This is a genomic window from Bacillus cereus group sp. MYBK101-2, from assembly GCF_051918845.1.
Lineage (GTDB): Bacteria > Bacillota > Bacilli > Bacillales > Bacillaceae_G > Bacillus_A > Bacillus_A paranthracis.
In genome coordinates, this window is the sequence record NZ_JBQAIE010000002.1 from 708,014 (window position 1) to 727,536 (window position 19,523).

The following is a 19,523-nucleotide window of genomic DNA, read 5'->3' on the forward strand; positions in this document are numbered from 1 at the left end:
TTTACAATATAGAAATGCTATATATGAATAGAGGTAGGGATGTTATGAGCAAGTTTACAGTAGCTTCTAATGGTTCATTAGAAACGACATTAAGAGGAGTAGAAGTATTATCAACACCGCTTTTAAATAAAGGGGTCGCTTTCACGCAAGAAGAAAGAGAAGAATTAGGTTTAAAAGGGTTATTACCGCCAGCAGTTTTAACATTGGAAGAACAAGCACGCCGAGCATACGAACAATTTTGTTCTCAGCCGGATGATTTATTAAAGAATGTATACTTAACAGCGTTACATGATCGAAATGAAGTATTATTTTATCGTATTTTAACAGATCATTTACGCGAAATGTTACCAATCGTATATACACCAACTGTTGGTGTAGCGATTCAAAGATATAGTCATGAATATCGTAAACCACGAGGTGTGTATTTATCAATTAACGATCCGTCAGGTATTGAAGAAGCGTTTGCCAATATTGGTGCAACAGCAGAAAATATTGATTTAGTCGTTGTAACAGATGGAGAAGGTATATTAGGAATTGGTGACTGGGGCGTTGGTGGTATTAACATCGCAATTGGAAAATTAGCTGTTTATACAGCCGCAGTTGGAATCGATCCTAGCCGCGTATTACCGGTAATTTTAGATGTAGGTACAAATCGTGAAGAATTATTAGACAATCCATTTTATATTGGAAATCGTCATCCTCGTATAACTGGTGAAGCTTACGATGAATTTATTGATACGTTTGTACAAGCGGTAAGTAAGCAATTCCCGAAAGCACTTTTACATTGGGAAGACTTTAGTTCTAGAAATGCACGAAAAATTCTAGATAAATATCGTCATGATATTTGTACGTTTAATGATGATATTCAAGGTACAGGTGCAGTTTCACTTGCTGCTGTGCTATCGGCAGTGAAAGCTTCGGGTGTACCACTAAGTGAACACCGCGTTGTTGTGTTTGGTGCTGGTACGGCTGGAATCGGTATCGCAGATCAAGTTAGAGATGCGATGGTCCGCGTAGGCGTATCAGAAGAAGAATCATATAAGCGTTTCTGGTGTATTGATCGTAACGGATTAGTTACAGATAATATGGAAGATCTTCTTGATTTCCAAATTCCGTATGCAAGAAAAGAAGCGGAAGTAAGTGAGTGGAAACAAAATGGTGTGATCGGACTTGCTGAAGTTGTGAAACATGTGAAACCGACAATTTTAATCGGTACATCAACTGTTGCTGGTGCATTTAAAGAAGAAATTATTAAAGAAATGGCTTCTCACGTAGAAAGACCAATCATTTTACCAATGTCGAATCCGACGCCACTTGCTGAAGCAAAACCAGGCGATTTAATCGAGTGGACAGAAGGAAGAGCGTTAGTTGCAACAGGAAGTCCATTTGAACCAGTTACATATAACGGTGTAACGTATGTGATTGGACAATCAAATAATGCACTTATTTTCCCAGGTCTTGGTCTTGGAACAATTGTCGTACGTGCAAGCGTTATGACGGATGGAATGTTCGCAGCAGCAGCTGAAGCAGTTGCAAGTATGGTGGACACAAGTCAGCCAGGAGCACCTATTTTGCCAGAAGTTGAAGAATTACGTAATATCTCGGAAATGGTAGCAATTGAAGTAGCGAAAGTTGCTGTTGCAGAAGGTGTAGCTAGAGAGAACTTAAGTGATAACGATATTAAGATTGCAGTGAAAGAAGCAATCTGGGAGCCTGAGTATCGCCAAATAAAAGCGGTAGAAAAGGTTAGAATATAGAAATAAAGCCCGTTTATAATATAAGCGGGCTTTCACTTTTATTACTGAAAAAAGAGTATAGGAAGTGGCACCTTTGAGTTGGAATCAATTATGGAAGAAAGATATATCCCTTTTAATTATATTAATGGTAGTTGTTCCGATTGCAGGAGAGCTTAATTTTCATCCTTTTAATGATACGTTTCGGGTTAGCTTTGGGACGCCGTTATTCTTCTTTTTATTACTATTTTTAAGAAGAATACCAGCAGCTGCTGCAGGTATTCTTGTCGGTATATGTGTAGTCTTATTCCGCGTATGCCTTGACTGGGTCATGCAAGGCTCATTTCATATGACACAATCATTTTATTTGCGTTATCCTGTGTTCTTTTATTATTTTATTTATGGAAGTCTTTTTTCACTTTGTAGGGTGAATAAGTTTCATCAGAAGCCAATTGTTATTGGGTGCCTTGGAATTTCAATTGAAATTGTTGCAAGTATGTCGGAACTTGCGTTTTATCACATGTTAGTACTAGGTACAACAATAACAATTTCTGAAGTAAATAAACTCATCATTATTGCTATTTTCCGTAGCTTCTTTGCACTTGGCTTTTTAAATATGATGAATTTATATGAAACGAAATTAAAAGAATCACAAGTTCGAAAAGAAAATGAAAAAATGTTCATGCACCTTTCAAATTTATATGTAGAATCTGTTCATTTGAAAAAAACGTTACAAAATGCAGAATTAATTACACAAGAAGCGTATCAATTATATCGGAATTTACAAGCGAATGATGATTCCAGCAGTAAAACAGCATTGAAAATAGCAGGAGAAGTGCACGAAATAAAAAAGGATAATCAAAGGATTTTTGCAGGATTATCTAAACTGTTATTAGATAAAAATGTGGCTGAGTATGTAGAAGGTCATGAGCTTACAGAAATGATTGTAAGAATAAATGAAAAGTATGCTGAAATGTTAGAGAAAGATATACGTTTTTCTAAACATATAGAAGGTGAACACGCTGCATATCACGTGTATACAGTGCTATCAATTTTTAATAACTTAGTTGCGAATGCAGTTGAAGCAATTGAAGATAGAGGTCTCATTCGTATTAAGTTATATAAACGAGAAAAAAATGTAATCTTTGAAGTGATTGACGATGGCCCAGGTATCGCACAAAAGTATAAGAAATTAGTATTTAAGCCCGGGTTTACTTCAAAGTATGATCAAACAGGAACACCGTCCACAGGTATTGGACTTTCTTACATAGATGAAATGGTAACAGAGCTCGGCGGAGCAGTAAGGTTAGAAGACAATGAAAATGGGAACGGGTGTAAGTTTATCGTTTGTTTACCGGAGTGCAGTTTAAAGCGGGAAGGGGAATAGGTTTGTTTTATTATATTGTAGATGATGATGAAGTTTTCCGTTCGATGCTTTCGCAAATTATTGAGGATGGCGATCTTGGGGAAGTAATTGGAGAATCGGAAGATGGAGCGTTTATTGAAGCAGAACAGTTAAATTATAAAAAAGTGGACATTTTATTTATTGATTTACTAATGCCGATGAGAGACGGCATTGAAACAGTTCGCCATATAGCATCTTCATTTACTGGGAAAATTATTATGATTTCCCAAGTTGAATCGAAACAGCTCATTGGTGAGGCATATACACTTGGTGTGGAATATTATATTACAAAACCACTAAACAAAATAGAAGTAGTATCTGTTGTACGAAAAGTGATAGAACGTATTCGTTTGGAACGTTCTATATATGACATTCAAAAATCATTGAATAATGTGTTTCAGTGGGAAAAGCCGCAAATGCGTAGTGAAACAGTGCAAGAAGGGAAAAAGATATCAGATTCAGGACGCTTCTTACTATCAGAACTCGGTATTGCGGGAGAGAATGGAAGTAAAGATTTACTTAGTATGCTGGAATATTTATATGGACAAGAAAAGGCACAAACATTTGAATTTGGATTTCCTGCGTTAAAAGATATTTTCCACCAAATTACACTGAAAAAATTAGGGGAACTAGCTTCAGATGCAGATATAGAGAAGGAGAAAAAAGCATCTGAACAACGTGTAAGAAGAGCAATTTATCAATCATTAAACCATTTAGCTTCCCTTGGACTAACAGACTTTTCAAATCCGAAATTTGAAAGCTATGCTCCGAAGTTTTTTGATTTCACTGTAGTTAGAAAACGGATGACAGAAATGACAAAGGATGGGGTAGCGACTTCTGGCCATATACGAATTAATACGAAAAAATTTATTCAAGTGTTGTATTTTGAGGCGAAACGACTGATGGAGATAGAGTGAAAAGGTGCTTATAAATAAGCATCTTTTTTTGTTAAATCAACATTTTATATTTTCTCGTGAAGCATGTAAAATGTTAAGTAAGAGAAAATGGTTTTACATTAAGGAAGTGTCAAAACAATGAGTTTTACATTAAATAAATCGATTATTAAAGAAGTTTGCGGAGAAACCTCATATAAAAGAGGAGAAGCTTATTATAAATCAAATAAAGTAATCGTCAATCACTATGATGAAACGAAAGAAATTTGCGAGGCGACGGTAAAAGGGAACGAAGATTTTCATGTTACAGTAGAAAAAGCTAAGAAAGGTGATGTTGTTGCGAGATGTAGTTGTCCTTCGTTAGCGTCTTTTCAAACGTACTGTCAACATGTTGCAGCCGTACTAATACAAATAAATTATAACCAGCAAACGGGTGGAATGGGCCCTGTTAGTAGTAAAAATGATCAATTAACAAACGGGATGTTTCAGTTGTTTGCAGATAAACCACTGAGGCCAAAAAGTAAACAACATCGGTTTGATACACGTGAAATATTAGATGTTGCGTTTATATGTTTACCAGTAGCGACGAAAAGCGGTGGGGCTCTTCTTGGAATTCAGTTAAAACTTGCGAAAACATATTTTATAAATCATATTAGAGAATTTCTTTCTAAAGTGGAGAAGAGAGAGACTTTTCATTGTTCCAATGAATTTACATATACGCCAGATGTACACAGTTTTAAACAAGAAACAGACGCGATTATACAACAACTCATTAAAATATATCATAATGAAAAAATGTATGAAGATGCACTAGAAGTACATGCGAAACAAGATGAAAGTATGATATTTATACCGCCAGCTTCGTGGAATGATATGCTCTCTGCACTTTCTAGAGCCGAGTATGTACAGCTAAAACAAAATGAGCAACTGTTTCAGGGATTACACATTTCAAAAGGGTTATTGCCATTACATTTTGAGTTTACGAAAGGGAATAATGGCGGGTTTACCCTTCATATAGACGGTCTAAATCGTGTTCGAGTTATGGAGATGTATAACAACGCTCTTTACGATGGGAAATTATATCATTTACCCATGGAAGATTGTATGCGACTTATTGAATTACAAAAGATGATGAGTCGCTCAAATAGCAATCAGTTTTATATTCCTGAAAATAAGATGGAACATTTCGTAGCGAAAGTTGTGCCTGGATTAATGAAACTTGGAACAGTGCGCATTGATGAAGTAATATCCGATCGTGTTGAAACGCCGTTGCTAAAAGCAAAGCTGTATTTAGATCGAGTAAAAAATCGTTTGCTAGCAGGGCTCGAATTCCATTATGGAAACGTCGTGATTAATCCGCTAGAAGAAGACGGGCAACCTTCTGTTTTTAATCGTGATGAGAAAAAGGAAAAAGAGATTTTAGACATTATGAGTGAAAGTGCTTTTGCGAAAACAGAAGGTGGCTACTTTATGCATAATGAAGAAGCTGAGTATAACTTTTTATATCACATTGTTCCAACGTTAAAAGGTTTAGTTGATATTTACGCGACAACAGCAATCAAATTACGTATTCATAAAGGGGATACAGCGCCACTTATTAGAGTGAGAAGAAAAGAAAGAATTGATTGGTTATCATTTCGTTTTGATATAAAAGGAATACCGGAAGCGGAAATTAAAGGAGTATTAGTCGCTCTGGAAGAGAAACGTAAATATTACCGATTAGCGAATGGTTCTTTATTATCACTAGAGAGTAAAGAGTTTAATGAAATTAATCAGTTTGTAAAAGAATCAGGTATTCGAAAAGAATTTTTACGTGGGGAAGAAGTGAATGTTCCGCTTATTCGGAGTGTAAAATGGATGAACGGACTTCATGAAGGTAATGTTTTAAGTTTAGATGAGTCTGTGCAAGATCTAGTGGAAAGTATTCAAAATCCGAAAAAATTAAAGTTTACAGTGCCACAAACTTTACATGCTGTAATGAGAGAGTATCAAGTATACGGATTTGAGTGGATGAAGACACTCGCCTATTACCGTTTTGGCGGTATTTTAGCAGACGATATGGGACTTGGAAAAACGCTGCAAAGTATTGCTTATATAGATTCTGTTCTGTCTGAAATTCGAGAGAAGAAGCTGCCTATATTAGTCGTTTCACCGTCCTCGCTTGTTTATAATTGGTTTAGTGAATTGAAAAAATTCGCTCCACATATTAGAGCAGTTATTGCAGATGGAAATCAGACAGAACGGCGAAAAATCTTAAAAGATGTAGCAGAATTTGATGTCGTAATTACGTCATATCCATTACTGAGAAGAGATGTAAGATCGTATGCGAGGCCGTTTCATACACTATTTCTTGATGAAGCACAGGCGTTTAAAAATCCGACAACGCAAACTGCAAGAGCAGTGAAAACAATTCAAGCTGAATATCGTTTCGGACTAACGGGAACGCCTGTAGAAAATTCATTAGAAGAGCTATGGTCTATCTTTCACGTCGTATTTCCAGAATTATTACCAGGAAGAAAAGAATTCGGTGATTTAAGGCGTGAAGATATTGCGAAGCGCGTAAAACCGTTCGTATTAAGACGACTAAAAGAAGATGTATTACAGGAGCTTCCAGATAAAATAGAGCACTTACAGTCATCGGAGTTATTACCAGATCAAAAGAGACTATATGCTGCTTACTTAGCGAAATTAAGGGAAGAAACATTAAAGCATTTGGACAAAGATACGTTACGTAAAAATAAAATTAGAATTTTAGCCGGCTTAACGAGATTACGACAAATTTGTTGTCATCCCGCTTTATTCGTTGATGATTACAAGGGAAGTTCAGCTAAATTTGAGCAACTGTTAGACATATTAGAGGAATGTAGAAGTACTGGTAAGAGAATTTTAATCTTTTCTCAATTTACGAAGATGCTGTCCATTATTGGTCGTGAATTAAATCGTCAAGCAATTCCATACTTTTATTTAGACGGGAATACACCTTCGCAAGAACGTGTAGAACTATGTAATCGATTTAACGAAGGAGAAGGGGACCTATTCCTCATTTCTTTAAAAGCTGGTGGTACAGGTCTTAACTTAACAGGTGCCGATACGGTTATATTATACGATTTATGGTGGAATCCAGCTGTTGAACAACAAGCAGCAGATCGGGCATATCGAATGGGGCAAAAAAATACAGTACAAGTTATTAAATTAGTAGCACACGGAACCATTGAGGAAAAAATGCACGAACTGCAAGAGAGTAAGAAAAATTTAATTGCTGAAGTGATTGAGCCAGGAGAAGAGAAATTATCATCAATCACGGAAGAAGAAATTCGAGATATTTTAATGATCTAATAAAGAAAGCTATGCCTTCAAATATATGAGGGCATAGCTTTTTCGTTGTAATAATTATATTTTGTTTTGTACAAAGTAAAGAAACTAAATGTTATTTCTTTGTACCTTTACTTTTGTATGGCTTTGCAGCTTTCTTTTTCTTTGCACTTGATTGCCAACGGTTCCACCCTTTACTTCCTGTACCTTGTCCTACACCTTTTTTCGGTTTTGCTTTCGTTTTACTCATATAATCACTCCGTTATATAAAAATCTAATTTGATAATAGTCAATGATTTAGAAAATACTCTTTATAAATGACTATGTTTGCTTTAAGGAAAACAAACTGCTTGAATGCTATAGTATATCATGAATTTGCAAGTAAACTGAAAGGAATTACAAAGAAAATGAAAATAATAAGAAATACTGCGGATTCTATATTCCGAACGATCACATTAATTATTGTGTATACGTTAGTTTCGGTCAGTGAAACATTTTTTGGATTGACGAGGCAGAAAAAGTAAAGATGTTAAATTAACAACAATCAATAAAGCCGTAAAATAAAGAATTGAAAAATATTTTAAAACTTTTTGTTGACTTTCTTTATTTTTTGTATAGAATAATCATTAATAAAATGTTTCAGAGATGTGACAACAAACGACTATGAAAGGACGAGTAGTAGTAGGACGTAGTTTAAGCGAGTCAGGGGTGGTGTGAGCCTGATACGAAGCCTATTATGAAGAACCTCCTGGAGTTGCTAACCGAAATCCTTTATAGGAAAGTAGACTTAGCCGGGAACTTCGCCGTTACAAGAAGAACAGTATCGAGATATTTCATCTCCGTATTGTATAAGTGAGCAACCTCTGTTGCTAATTTGGGTGGTACCGCGGAACCAAAGCCTTTCGTCCCAGTTTTTTGGGAAAGAAGGGCTTTTTTTGTTGGCTTCTTTTCACAACATCCAAACATTTTAGGAGGAAACCACCATGTATCAATCATTAATGACAGTAAGAGAGACTCAAATCGCAATTAAGGAAGTTAAAACATTTTTCGAGGACCAATTAGCAAAACGCCTTGAACTATTCCGCGTATCTGCACCATTATTCGTAACGAAAAAATCAGGATTAAACGATCACCTAAACGGTGTAGAACGTCCAATTGAATTTGATATGTTACATTCAGGAGAAGAATTAGAAATTGTTCATTCACTAGCGAAATGGAAACGATTTGCATTACATGAATACGGATATGAAGCTGGTGAAGGTTTATATACAAACATGAACGCGATTCGTCGTGATGAAGAACTTGATGCAACGCATTCCATTTATGTTGACCAATGGGATTGGGAAAAAATCGTTCAAAAAGAATGGCGAACTGTTGAATACTTACAAAAAACAGTACAAACAATTTATGGAATATTCAAAGATTTAGAAGATCACTTATTTGAAAAATATCCGTTCCTTGGAAAGTATTTACCGGAAGAAATTGTTTTCGTTACTTCTCAAGAATTAGAAGATAAATATCCAGAATTAACACCGAAAGATCGTGAACATGCAATTGCAAAAGAACACGGTGCTGTCTTCATTATCGGAATTGGTGATGCACTTCGTTCAGGTGAAAAGCATGATGGACGCGCAGCTGATTATGATGATTGGAAATTAAACGGTGATATTTTATTCTGGCACCCAGTATTACAATCTTCATTCGAATTATCATCAATGGGAATTCGTGTTGATAGTAAATCACTTGATGAGCAGTTAACGAAAACAGGTGAAGACTTCAAACGTGAGTATGATTTCCATAAAGGTATTTTAGAAGACGTACTACCATTAACAATTGGCGGTGGTATTGGACAATCAAGAATGTGCATGTACTTCTTACGTAAAGCACATATCGGTGAAGTTCAATCTTCTGTATGGCCTGACGATTTACGTGAAGCTTGCAAGAAGGAAAACATTCATCTATTTTAATAGAAGAGAGAGAATAGCTTAAATATAGAGCTATTCTCTCTTTTTTTACTGTGTAAACGAATGGTTTACAGTGAGTTTTACTAATGGTTTCTTTCTTTTTTGGAACCTTTTATGTAATAATTTGTTAAAGGAGGCGACGTTATGAGCTTAGGACAACAACTTAAAAGATTACGAGAGTCACAAGGATTTTCACAGGAAGATGTTGCTAAGAAAATTGGTGTGACAAGGCAAGCAGTGTATAAAGTGAAACTTTAATCAGTGGGCGATTTATCCTACTGATTATTAGTTGAACCAATCGGGCTTTTATAGGCAGTTAATCGCATCTGGCTGCCTTGATTGTGCTTAAAAGCTTTGATGAGATTTACTGCCTGTTAAAGCGGGGTAAGTGGGAACATGATAAAAGCTGTCCGGATATTGATAATTTAATTTTGCTTAGCGAAATGTATAATGTCACGCTAGATGAATTAATAAAAGGAAACGAAAGCTTTAAAGAGAAAATACATATTGATGAAGATGAGGATTTTGAGAAAGAGAATGAGTTTGGTTTTTATATTGGGTTTGGTTTGCTAATTGTGAGTGCTTTCGTAGATTATGAAGGAATGCAAGAGATATTATTAGGAATAGCATTATTCATGATGGTTTTTTATTCTGACGTAAAGAAAGTTATGTTGAATGAGTTCAAATCGTTTTTCAAAAGAAAAGATATATATGATAAGAAGTGAGAAGAGTCAGTTATATTTCCTAGGAAAGATTATAACAAGTAACTGAATTGTTTTATGGTAATTTTGAGATGTTGATAGTATGTTAAAAAGTCCAAACAAGCATAACCCCGTTCTAAAGTTAGGACGGGGTTGAAAATCTAAGCTTTATTAAGAATGAATTTCTTTCAAATATTTTTCATTCAGTAAAACATTACTTATTTGTTACCGAGTTCTTCCGCTAAACCGATTAAAATGCCTTCCGTTCCACGAATATAGCAGAGTCGATACGAGTCCTCGTACTGAACTATTTCGCCAATGAGCTGAGCACCATGCTTAGTAAGTCTCGATACCATTTCGTCAATGTCCTCAACAGTGAACATGACGCGCAAATATCCGAGGGCATTTACAGGAGCTGTTCGATGATCTGCAATAGTAGGTGGTGTGAGAAATCGCGAAAGTTCAATTCGGCTATGGCCATCTGGTGTTACCATCATAGCAATTTCCACGCACTGAGAACCAAGTCCGGTTACGCGACCAGCCCATTCACCTTCGACAGTGGCTCGTCCTTCGAGGTTCAAGCCAATCTCCTCGAAGAAAGAGATTGCGTTATCAAGAGATTCTACAACGATGCTGACATTATCCATTCGTAGTAATTTGTTTTTTGCCATAGTCTTATCTCCTTATGTATAAAAGTTTATTATTTAATCATCCTCATAATTATACTACTAAGTAGTTACAAATTCCTTTCATTCAAAAACACCTTGTCACAGTATAGGAAAATGTGACAAGGTGTTTTTTTTATGTCATATAGCATCTTGTTAACGAACAGCTTTTGTTTAATTAGGAAGGAAGTAGATTAATATGATTTTTTTATATGTGTTACTGAACATATAAAATTAGATCATCTGCACTAAAGGCTCAATTTTCGCCATAAATGATTGATGCAGCGCCTCAACACCTGTCACTAAATGAAGGCGGTCAATAACGACAGACACTTTAATTTCTGATGTACTTACCATTTTAATATGAATATCTTCTTCTTTTAAAGTAGTGAACATATTCGCAGCAACACCTGGATTAGAGACCATACCAGATCCTACAATTGATACTTTTGCTAAATGATTTTCATATTCTACTGATTCATAGTGAAGTACCTCTTGATTTTGTTCCAATACTTCTAATGTTTCTCTTAAATCATTAGAATGGATGGAGAAGGAGAGGTGAACAGTTCCTTCATTTGTGATACTTTGAATGATGATATCTACATTAATATGTGCCGCTGCTAATGTAGAGAAAACAGTTGAAAGCGAGCCTTGTTCCAATCCTTTCACTGTGATGCGTGTAATATTATCTTCAAATGCAATACCTTTAACGATTGATTGTTGTTCCATGTTACATTCTCCTTTTACAATTGTTCCATTTTCTTGTTCCATACTTGAGCGAACTTCTAAAATGACATTATGATTTTTAGCAAACTCAACAGCACGTGGGTGTAATACACCAGCACCGAGGTTTGCAAGTTCTAACATTTCGTCATAAGAAATTTCATCTAATTTATAAGCATCTTTTACAACTCGTGGATCTGTCGTATATACGCCGGTCACATCTGTGTAAATATCACATTTTTTTGCGTTCAGTGCAGCAGCTAATGCAACAGCAGTTGTATCAGAACCACCTCGTCCAAGCGTTGTAATTTCATGGTTTTCACTAACGCCTTGGAAGCCAGCTACGATAACAATCGTACCTTCAGCAAGATAAGATTGAATTCGATCTGTATGAATGTCAGTAATCCGTGCACTATTATGTACAGATTCTGTCGTAATACCAGCTTGCCATCCTGTTAATGAAATTGCGTTATAACCTTTTGCTTGTAGTGCCATCGTTAATAATGAAATAGTCACTTGCTCTCCTGTTGATAGAAGCATATCCATTTCGCGTTTACTCGGATTTTCTGTAATCGCGTTAGCGAGTGCGACAAGTTCATCTGTACTTTTTCCCATTGCCGAAACGACAGTGACGATACTATGTCCTCTTTCATATTCTTCAATAATTAAATTTGCTACATGTTGAATGCGTTCAACGCTTCCGACAGAAGTGCCACCAAATTTTTGTACAATCGTTTCCATTACGAATTCCTTCTTTCATCCATTTTTAAGAATAGATTAGGACATATATAAATCCCAATATTCCTGTAGTTACCAGAGAAAAACAAAAAACACCATCTCAAATAAGTGAGGATGGTGCTGTTACAGGAAAAGGGAAACAGAAAACGGAGCTAATAAAAAAACCGCCAAAAAAGGAATACCATAAAAATGATATCTCTTTTTTGTAGATAGCTCTTCATACGTACACGTCTGTACATATGACAGTTCTGTTTCTATTCGAAAACAGCCCCAATCGATACATACAGAGAAATATATCGATTTCGGCAATACTTCCTTTCATCTAATTTCATAGACATCTCTGTGTCTCCATTAGAATACTCATAAGTATCGCAACCTCTATCTCACGTTTTAGGCGAGAGTGTTTGATTTATGAAGTTGTTGGTAACATTTGTTTTATAATAATTTAAATTTTTCGAGGAATCAAGTGTTTTATATATATTTTAAAAATTCTATTTTTTTATGAGGAAGTTTGTGAAAAATGTAGCAAAATAAATTTATTACATGTACATTAAAATTATAGTTCATTGGAGGTGGAAGAATGAAAGGGAAAAAGCCTATTTATGTTTCAGCAGAAATGAACACAACAATGGAGAAATTATGGGAATATACGCAAGAACCACATATACATACAGAATGGGATGCTCGCTTTACTGAAATTTCATATTTAGAGAAAAAAGAAGGAGAACCACAGAAATTTTTATATAAAACAAAAATCGGATTTGGACTTGAAATAGCTGGGGAAGGGGAATCGATAGGTGAAATAAGAAAAAAAACGGGTGAAAGAATTTCTTCTTTAAAGTTTTGGACGGATAATACATTATCTCTTATTCAAATAGGGCGTGGTTATTGGAAGTATACACCGTGTAAAGAACACATTCATTTTGAGACACAATATGATTATGATACGAGGTTTGGTCGTATAGGGAATGTAATAGATTGCTATATGTTTCGGCCGTTATTAGGCTGGGCGACTGCTTGGAGTTTTGACGCTTTAAAATTATGGTTAGAAAAGGGACTTCATCCTAGATTGCTCATTAGAAGAACAATGACGTATTGGCTCGTATGTTTTTTATTTGCTTTCGTATGGATGTATCAAGGAATAGTACCGAAACTAGTGTTTACTCATTCAGAAGAAGTAAAAATGCTATCGGTGATGGTTGGTTCAACTGAACATAGTGTTTTTGTACTTAAAATAATTGGATTACTAGAAATTATTTTTGGTGTCCTATGGCTGTTACCATTTCCAAAACGAAAAGTATTTGTCGTACATATTTTTATGTTAATAGCCTTAACGATAGCAGCAGGATTTACGAATATCGCAAGCTTTACAGAGCCGTTTAATCCAATTACGTTAAATCTACTTCTAATTGGATTATCGATTGTCGGTTATATAAATAGTACGAATTTGCCAAGTGCGAAAAATTGCAAGAGGAAGAGAAAGGGATAATGTATGGCTAATATGTATGAAAGATTATTAGGGAATTCTTATAAAAAACTTCATCCGAAATTACAGAAACGTTATGAGATTACAGAAGAAAATAGCTTTATTGGAGAAGGAAAGATGGATGAAATTTACGGTGGTTCTTTTTTCGTAAAATTCATATTAAAAATTGCATCGAAGTTTCGAATGTTTTTCTCTGAGAGAGGTAAGGGAGTGCCATTTACAATACATAATACCGCTGAGCGTGATGAACATGGACATGAACTTGTGCGGTGGAATCGTACTTTTTATTTTCATAATAAGAAAAGGTATTTTAATGCGGTAATGAAACTTGATGAAAATGAAATTGTAGATTATTTTGGTGAACCACATTTACTCGTCTCTACATTGAATTTTCATATTGATGAGTTAGGGGCAATGCATATTTCTTCAAAGAAACAATGGTTTTACATGTTTGGAAGAAAAGTTCCACTACCTAGATTCTTATACGGTGAGGCCAACATTGTAGAAAGTTATGATGAAACACAACAATGCTTTCGAATTCATGTTCAAGTACGCAATCCGTTAATTGGTTCATTATTTTCATATAAGGGAACGTTTGTGGAGAGGAAATAAATAATATGAAAAATATAATAGTTGGACTTGTTTGTTATATTATTTTTCTAATATGTGAGTGGTCAAATATAAACCCAGTGGAAGCAATTATTTTATTATCTATGTTGTTATTTATACCGATGTCATTTAGCATCATTGATAAGAAAACAAGAAATGGATCATATGTATTCTTTTATGAATTTGTATCGTTTTTATATCCAATCGCAGCAATTAGTGCAATGCTAGCTTTCGTAACAAGTCACTATTTTTTTGCGCTATTTTGGTTTGTATATACAGGAATTGTCGCGTTATTTGGTGTGAGTAGATTACTAGAAAGAGGATGGAAACCGTTAGAAGAAACGGCAATCGATAGTGCGTTTATTTATTTGTTTTTAGGTGGTTTCTGGTTTTTTGCCTCAGTAGCAAAGCTTTCCATTATGCACTTTAGTTCTGACATTGTTTTACTCACAGCTGCACACTTTCATTATTCGGCATTTCTATTGCCGTTATCGGCTGGTTTAATAGGGCGGAAGAGAGAAAAGAGCAGTAAAGTATATGATGCAATTATGTTTATTATAGTCATTTCACCGATGACAGTTGCGATTGGAATTACGCACTCAAGGGTATTTGAATTTTTTGCAGTGTTCCTATATTTATGTGCGATTTATGGGTATGGAATTTATGTTTGGCGGGCGAAATTTAATGCTATCAGCGCAAAAATCCTCCTAATCATATCGTCTAGTACACTCATGGTAACAATTATGTTTTCACTTATATATTCGTATGGGAATTTGAAACATGTAATGACGATTACAATTGCTCAAATGGTTTGGATCCACGGTGTTGTGAATGGAATTGGAGTAGCGTTGCCGGCATTTGTCGGCTGGATGATTGAAAAGAGTGTTCCGAACTATAAATATTACGGGAAACCAATGAGCAGATTAAGAGGAGAGGCGACAGTTGGTGAAGCATTTTTACATAACAGAAATGTAATAGATAGCAAGGAATACAAAGGTTTAGTTGATAAAATGAATGATTTCCATAGTGGGATATTTGATAGGGCCAAGATTCCTGTAAGTATTATTCGTTTTTATGAAAATACAACAGAGTATGAATTACAATCGCATATTAAATGGACTCGCTGGTTCCGCCCGTTTGCATTTTGTTATGAGAAAATGAGTAAGCGTGTAGGACAAATACATTTAGGAATGGGCGGAAAGTGGGAAACGATGCACGGCTCTATCATAGGGATAATGGATGAGAAGGATGGAAGGGAGAATGTAAGAGCTTGGTTAAGGAAAAATGAAGCAGGAGCATCTATTTTTGTAGCTCTTTACTCAAAACATACGTATAAGAATGAGACATATATGAATATCGCATTGCCTCTACCATATTCGAATATGACGGGGGTTTTAAAATTACGTAATGATAATAATAATTTAATTATTACTAGTAAGCTGAGAAGAAATGGTAAGGGAGATGAGGGGATCTATATACATACTCGTTTCTTTACAATCCGTTTACCGTTAGCAGAAACTTTTATTATTAAAGAGAACAAGGATCAAATATTAGTAGCAAAACATAGAATGTGGATATTCGGAGTTAAGTTTTTAGAAATTGATTATGAGATTAAGAAAATGGAGGAGAAGTAAGAAAAGCTTGGAGGGATTCCAAGCTTTTTTACGTATGGGTAAGGGTCATAGCAACTTGTTTATCTAAATCGCGATCCCAAACACGTTGAATTTCAAACGTACCTTTTTCAAAAAATAATGGGAATCTCTCTTTAAACCAATTTTGCATAGGAAGATTTAATGCTGTATCCATTGGCACCCATAATAATTCGCCCTCTGGAGGATTCATAAGAAGTTCGCCTTCAAATGAGTCTGTCCAATAATTGAATACCATATAGCGAACATTTTCTTTCGGATTTACATATTCATCTAATCCCTTAAAACTTCAATTTGAAACAAGTAATCCAGTTTCTTCTTTTACTTCCCGTTTAGCAGCGTGAACGATACTTTCTGGAAAATCTACTTTTCCGCCAGGAGCGATGTAGCCAGGGAAGCCTAGATGATCGGGGCGCTGTATTAGCAGTACTTCGTTATCCCGCTGAATCATACACATCGTGTAAATACGGTGTTCTATATTTTTCCAATTGTTGCTCATTCGAACCTCTCCCCTTATAAAACCTTATAATTTTTAACTATAGTTAAATATGACAAAAAATACAATAATAATACAAAATTATACAAATTACAATTGATTATTACTAATTTTCAGAACTATAATTAGTCTGTTATATAAATACATTGTACTTGAGAGGGGAATATATTCTATGAAAAATAGAATAATCGCAGCAGGCTTAATCGCAGCTAGTATATTATCTTATTCATCTAGTAGTTTCGCACAAACAAAAAAATTTCCAGATGTCCCAGCTAAACATTGGGCAGAAGATTCTATTTACTATTTAGTAGAGAAAGGTGCAGTTACAGGTAACGAAAAAGGAATGTTTGAGCCAGGAAAAGAAATCACTCGTGCCGAAGCAGCTACAATGATGGCTAAAATTTTAAACTTACAAATTGATACAAACGCTAAACCATCTTTCGGTGATTCTCAAAACCAATGGTATACTCCATTCATCGCAGCTGTAGAAAAAGCTGGCGTTGTTAAGGGGAAAGGAGCGGGCGTATTCGATCCAACTGGGAAAATTGACCGAGTTTCAATGGCAGCGATGCTTGTTGAAGCATATAAATTAGAGGCAAAAGTAAAACAACCAGTACAAACAAAATTTGCAGATTTAAATGATAGTTGGGGGAAAGATAAGGCCAACATTTTAGTAGAATTAGATATTTCACAAGGTGTAAATAAAACAGAGTGGTTACCTAATAAAACTGTAACGAAAGCAGAAGCAGCGAAGTTTATTGCAAAGACGGACTCGCTAAAAATAGGTAATCCTTTAGTAGAAAAGGTAGTTATTATTGATCCTGGTCATGGAGGAACAGATCCTGGGAAAGCGACACAAGGATTACATGAAAGTGATATTGTATTAGATACATCTAAAAGATTGCAAAGTTTAATAGAGAAACAAACTCCATTCCGCGTGATGTTAACACGTGAAACAGATATTCGCCTTGATGAAAAACAAGGAGAAGACCTTAAAAAGCGTGTGGATTTCGCAAAGGAACATAATGGAGATATTTTTGTAAGTATCCATGCAAATGCTTCTCAAAAACATGATGGATATGGAACAGAAACTTTTTATTATAAAGGATCTGAAAAGAAAGAATTAACTGAACGTGAAAAAGATAGTTATATGTTAGCTAATAAAATACAAAAGAGATTAGTTAAAGCTCTAGATACAAGAGATCGTGGTGTAAAACCAGAAGATTTTTATGTACTAAGAGAAAATGAAATGCCAGCAGTATTAACGGAGCTAGCATTTTTAGATAACAGCGCGGATTATGAGAAGTTAGCTTCAGAATCTGGAAGACAAGTAGCTGCTGAAGCAATTTTTGCCGGTATTTTAGATTATTATGAGTGGAAAGGTTTTGATGTTTCAAAATCTCGTTTAACGAAATAATAATGTTGATTGATAAGCTCATCTTCTATAAAGAGGTGGGCTTTTTATGTAAGTTTGTGTAATTTTGTATTGGAATAAAAAGATATATCGTATTATGTTAATTATAAATAAAATAATGGTAGATTAGTTTATTTTTATCACGTATACTTTTACTGTTGACTATTTAAGAGTTTGTTAGTTTAATAGGGAAAATTATATGATAAAGGGAGGCAAGTTAACACGGGACAAGCATATAAAAAACGTGTTAAAAAATTTATGAAAAAAGTTATTTCTAATGTGTTAGCAGTGACAGTCGCGCTTCAAGTAGTGATGGCTCCAGCAACTTCGTTTGCATCTACAAAAGAATTTCCAGACGTTCCAAAAAATCATTGGGCACTTGAAGCAATTACTGATTTAACGTCAAAAGGGATTATTGCAGGTTACGATAATGGTAAATTTGGCTTCGGAGATGTTGTAACTCGTGAGCAAGTAGCAGCATTAATGTATCGCGCATTAAAACCAGAAGCAAAAAGTGATTATAAAAATCCATACTCTGATATTAGTGCAGGAACGACAATGTTCCCAAAAGAAATTTTAGCATTAACAGATATGGGGATTTTCGTAGGTGATGGTAAAGGGACGTTTAGGCCGAAAGACTCGTTAACGCGTGCGGAGATGTCTGTTATTTTGCAAAGAGCATTTAAATTAGAAGTAAAAGCACCACATACATTTAATGATATAGATGCATCATATTGGTGGGCAAAAGAAGCAATTAGTGCATTGCAATCTAATGGTGTGTCAATAGGGAATGAGCTTGGAGGATTTGATCCATCAGGTGTATTAACACGTGAAAGCTATGCACAATTGTTATATAGAGCGATGCAAATTAAAAAGGATGTTCCTGCTGAACAGCCTTCATATATTAATCTAGATGTGACATTACCATCTAACGTAACAGCGCAAGAGATTGATAATTATATTCAAAGATTCCATCCAGATAGCCCGTTAGTTGGAATTGGACAAGACTTTATTAAAGCGCAAAATGAGTATGGTGTGAATGCACTATACTTAGCTGCACATGCAATTTTAGAATCTGGTTACGGTAAATCAGAAATTGCATATCGTAAACATAATTTATTTGGTTTAAGAGCATATGATCGTGATCCATTTGCATATGCAAAATATTTACCGTCATACGGACTAAGTATTTCATATAACGCTGATTATGTAAAAAAGAACTACTTAGAAGATGGTGCAAGATATTTCAAAGGTTACACATTGCCAGCAATGAATGTTATGTATTCAACAGATACAGCATGGGCTGGGAAAATCGCTAATATCATGGAACGCATTAAGCCTTTTAATAAAGCAGATTACCAAAATGCAAAACGACTACCGAAAAACCCTAATACATTAAATGTAGAAGTATTAAGTGAAGCGATTCCTTATACAGATTATGCAAAAGATGCAAAAGCTACTGTCCAATCGGTAGGATCTTACTATCAAGTTCCATTCCCGTTTAACAATCCAATTAAGAGTGTACCAAATGTGACACAAAATGAAGTTGGAAAACTAGAAAATGGTACAAAAGTAAATGTATATCGTGAAGATCCAAATGGCTGGGTAGAATTTTCATTTGAAAATGCGCAAGAAAAATATTGGACATTGAAGAAGAACTTAAAATTATAAATAAAAAAGGTGTTTTCACTTATGAAAACACCTTTTTTATTTATATTTAACATGTAATATTTTT

At 35.0% G+C, this 19,523-nt stretch carries 16 protein-coding genes, 1 pseudogene, 1 riboswitch and 1 other annotated feature; of the genes and pseudogenes, 13 read left to right on the forward strand and 4 right to left on the reverse strand.

The genetic code is table 11. The features are described 5' to 3' along the window. The first annotated feature begins 44 nt into the window (after window positions 1–44). The 4 genes from malS (at window position 45) to ACTFSI_RS09070 (ending at window position 7,367) form a co-directional block, all read left to right on the forward strand. Window positions 45–1,757, forward strand: coding sequence for an oxaloacetate-decarboxylating malate dehydrogenase (gene malS, locus ACTFSI_RS09055; protein WP_440045338.1), 1,713 nt, complete (start codon window positions 45–47; stop codon window positions 1,755–1,757). 64 nt (window positions 1,758–1,821) lie between these two features. After that, a complete protein-coding gene (locus tag ACTFSI_RS09060) occupies window positions 1,822–3,120 on the forward strand; it encodes a sensor histidine kinase (RefSeq protein ID WP_440045339.1) in 1,299 nt (432 codons plus the stop codon). A gap of 2 nt (window positions 3,121–3,122) precedes the next feature. Beyond that, complete coding sequence (locus ACTFSI_RS09065; protein WP_044790484.1) at window positions 3,123–4,055, forward strand: response regulator; 933 nt, start codon at window positions 3,123–3,125, stop codon at window positions 4,053–4,055. A 117-nt stretch (window positions 4,056–4,172) separates the two neighbouring features. After that, entirely contained in the window at window positions 4,173–7,367 is a 3,195-nt protein-coding gene (locus ACTFSI_RS09070; RefSeq protein ID WP_000011071.1) for a DEAD/DEAH box helicase, read from the forward strand. Window positions 7,368–7,458: 91 nt separating this feature from the next. Here the strand turns inward: ACTFSI_RS09070 and ACTFSI_RS09075 are convergent, their stop codons facing one another. Continuing rightward, window positions 7,459–7,593: a DUF3934 domain-containing protein gene (locus ACTFSI_RS09075; RefSeq protein WP_000047591.1), complete on the reverse strand. Its 135-nt coding sequence runs from the start codon at window positions 7,591–7,593 to the stop codon at window positions 7,459–7,461. Window positions 7,594–7,693: 100 nt separating this feature from the next. Between ACTFSI_RS09075 and ACTFSI_RS09080 the strand changes: the two genes are divergently transcribed. The 4 genes from ACTFSI_RS09080 (at window position 7,694) to ACTFSI_RS09095 (ending at window position 10,032) form a co-directional block, all read left to right on the forward strand. Then, window positions 7,694–7,867, forward strand: a complete 174-nt coding sequence (locus ACTFSI_RS09080) for a hypothetical protein (protein WP_041184099.1) — start codon at window positions 7,694–7,696, stop codon at window positions 7,865–7,867. 130 nt (window positions 7,868–7,997) lie between these two features. Then, window positions 7,998–8,256: a binding site (T-box leader), on the forward strand. A gap of 70 nt (window positions 8,257–8,326) precedes the next feature. Continuing rightward, entirely contained in the window at window positions 8,327–9,310 is a 984-nt protein-coding gene (asnA, locus tag ACTFSI_RS09085; protein ID WP_000284917.1) for an aspartate--ammonia ligase, read from the forward strand. A 141-nt stretch (window positions 9,311–9,451) separates the two neighbouring features. Then, entirely contained in the window at window positions 9,452–9,565 is a 114-nt protein-coding gene (locus tag ACTFSI_RS09090; RefSeq protein WP_000052042.1) for a helix-turn-helix transcriptional regulator, read from the forward strand. Between the two features lie 83 nt (window positions 9,566–9,648). Next, on the forward strand, window positions 9,649–10,032 hold the full coding sequence (locus ACTFSI_RS09095) for a helix-turn-helix domain-containing protein (protein WP_044790481.1): 384 nt from the start codon (window positions 9,649–9,651) through the stop codon (window positions 10,030–10,032). Window positions 10,033–10,226: 194 nt separating this feature from the next. Here ACTFSI_RS09095 and ACTFSI_RS09100 read toward each other — a convergent pair whose 3' ends face one another. After that, the gene (locus tag ACTFSI_RS09100; protein ID WP_440045340.1) at window positions 10,227–10,679 is read right to left on the reverse strand and encodes a VOC family protein; all 453 of its coding nucleotides are present in this window, start codon (window positions 10,677–10,679) and stop codon (window positions 10,227–10,229) included. A 228-nt stretch (window positions 10,680–10,907) separates the two neighbouring features. After that, window positions 10,908–12,137 carry an aspartate kinase gene (locus ACTFSI_RS09105; protein WP_440045341.1) on the reverse strand — a complete coding sequence of 410 codons (1,230 nt, stop codon included), beginning with the start codon at window positions 12,135–12,137 and terminating at the stop codon, window positions 10,908–10,910. A gap of 199 nt (window positions 12,138–12,336) precedes the next feature. Continuing rightward, window positions 12,337–12,523: riboswitch (Lysine riboswitch) on the reverse strand. Window positions 12,524–12,714: 191 nt separating this feature from the next. On the opposite strand from ACTFSI_RS09105, the gene ACTFSI_RS09110 reads away from it, so the two are divergent. From ACTFSI_RS09110 to ACTFSI_RS09120, 3 genes are read left to right on the forward strand one after another with little or no spacing between them, the layout of a single operon-like run. Then, a complete protein-coding gene (locus ACTFSI_RS09110; RefSeq protein ID WP_113760085.1) occupies window positions 12,715–13,623 on the forward strand; it encodes a DoxX-like family protein in 909 nt (302 codons plus the stop codon). Between the two features lie 3 nt (window positions 13,624–13,626). Beyond that, a complete protein-coding gene (locus ACTFSI_RS09115; RefSeq protein WP_113760084.1) occupies window positions 13,627–14,232 on the forward strand; it encodes a DUF4166 domain-containing protein in 606 nt (201 codons plus the stop codon). A gap of 5 nt (window positions 14,233–14,237) precedes the next feature. Further along, on the forward strand, window positions 14,238–15,863 hold the full coding sequence (locus tag ACTFSI_RS09120; RefSeq protein WP_440045342.1) for a YndJ family protein: 1,626 nt from the start codon (window positions 14,238–14,240) through the stop codon (window positions 15,861–15,863). Window positions 15,864–15,891: 28 nt separating this feature from the next. Here ACTFSI_RS09120 and ACTFSI_RS09125 read toward each other — a convergent pair. Beyond that, window positions 15,892–16,377, reverse strand: a pseudogene (locus ACTFSI_RS09125) (8-oxo-dGTP diphosphatase). A 169-nt stretch (window positions 16,378–16,546) separates the two neighbouring features. Between ACTFSI_RS09125 and ACTFSI_RS09130 the strand changes: the two are divergent. Continuing rightward, on the forward strand, window positions 16,547–17,791 hold the full coding sequence (locus ACTFSI_RS09130; protein ID WP_138322196.1) for an N-acetylmuramoyl-L-alanine amidase: 1,245 nt from the start codon (window positions 16,547–16,549) through the stop codon (window positions 17,789–17,791). A gap of 255 nt (window positions 17,792–18,046) precedes the next feature. Next, entirely contained in the window at window positions 18,047–19,459 is a 1,413-nt protein-coding gene (locus tag ACTFSI_RS09135; protein ID WP_044790472.1) for an S-layer homology domain-containing protein, read from the forward strand. The last annotated feature ends 64 nt before the right edge of the window (window positions 19,460–19,523 follow it).

Coding starts and splice junctions, on each gene's coding strand:
- malS (WP_440045338.1), top strand. CDS start 45: ATGAGCAAGTTTACAGTAGCTTCTAATGGTTCATTAGAAACGACATTA.
- ACTFSI_RS09070 (WP_000011071.1), top strand. CDS start 4,173: ATGAGTTTTACATTAAATAAATCGATTATTAAAGAAGTTTGCGGAGAA.
- ACTFSI_RS09075 (WP_000047591.1), bottom strand. CDS start 7,593: ATGAGTAAAACGAAAGCAAAACCGAAAAAAGGTGTAGGACAAGGTACA.
- asnA (WP_000284917.1), top strand. CDS start 8,327: ATGTATCAATCATTAATGACAGTAAGAGAGACTCAAATCGCAATTAAG.
- ACTFSI_RS09090 (WP_000052042.1), top strand. CDS start 9,452: ATGAGCTTAGGACAACAACTTAAAAGATTACGAGAGTCACAAGGATTT.
- ACTFSI_RS09100 (WP_440045340.1), bottom strand. CDS start 10,679: ATGGCAAAAAACAAATTACTACGAATGGATAATGTCAGCATCGTTGTA.
- ACTFSI_RS09105 (WP_440045341.1), bottom strand. CDS start 12,137: ATGGAAACGATTGTACAAAAATTTGGTGGCACTTCTGTCGGAAGCGTT.
- ACTFSI_RS09110 (WP_113760085.1), top strand. CDS start 12,715: ATGAAAGGGAAAAAGCCTATTTATGTTTCAGCAGAAATGAACACAACA.
- ACTFSI_RS09115 (WP_113760084.1), top strand. CDS start 13,627: ATGGCTAATATGTATGAAAGATTATTAGGGAATTCTTATAAAAAACTT.
- ACTFSI_RS09120 (WP_440045342.1), top strand. CDS start 14,238: ATGAAAAATATAATAGTTGGACTTGTTTGTTATATTATTTTTCTAATA.
- ACTFSI_RS09130 (WP_138322196.1), top strand. CDS start 16,547: ATGAAAAATAGAATAATCGCAGCAGGCTTAATCGCAGCTAGTATATTA.
- ACTFSI_RS09135 (WP_044790472.1), top strand. CDS start 18,047: ATGAAAAAAGTTATTTCTAATGTGTTAGCAGTGACAGTCGCGCTTCAA.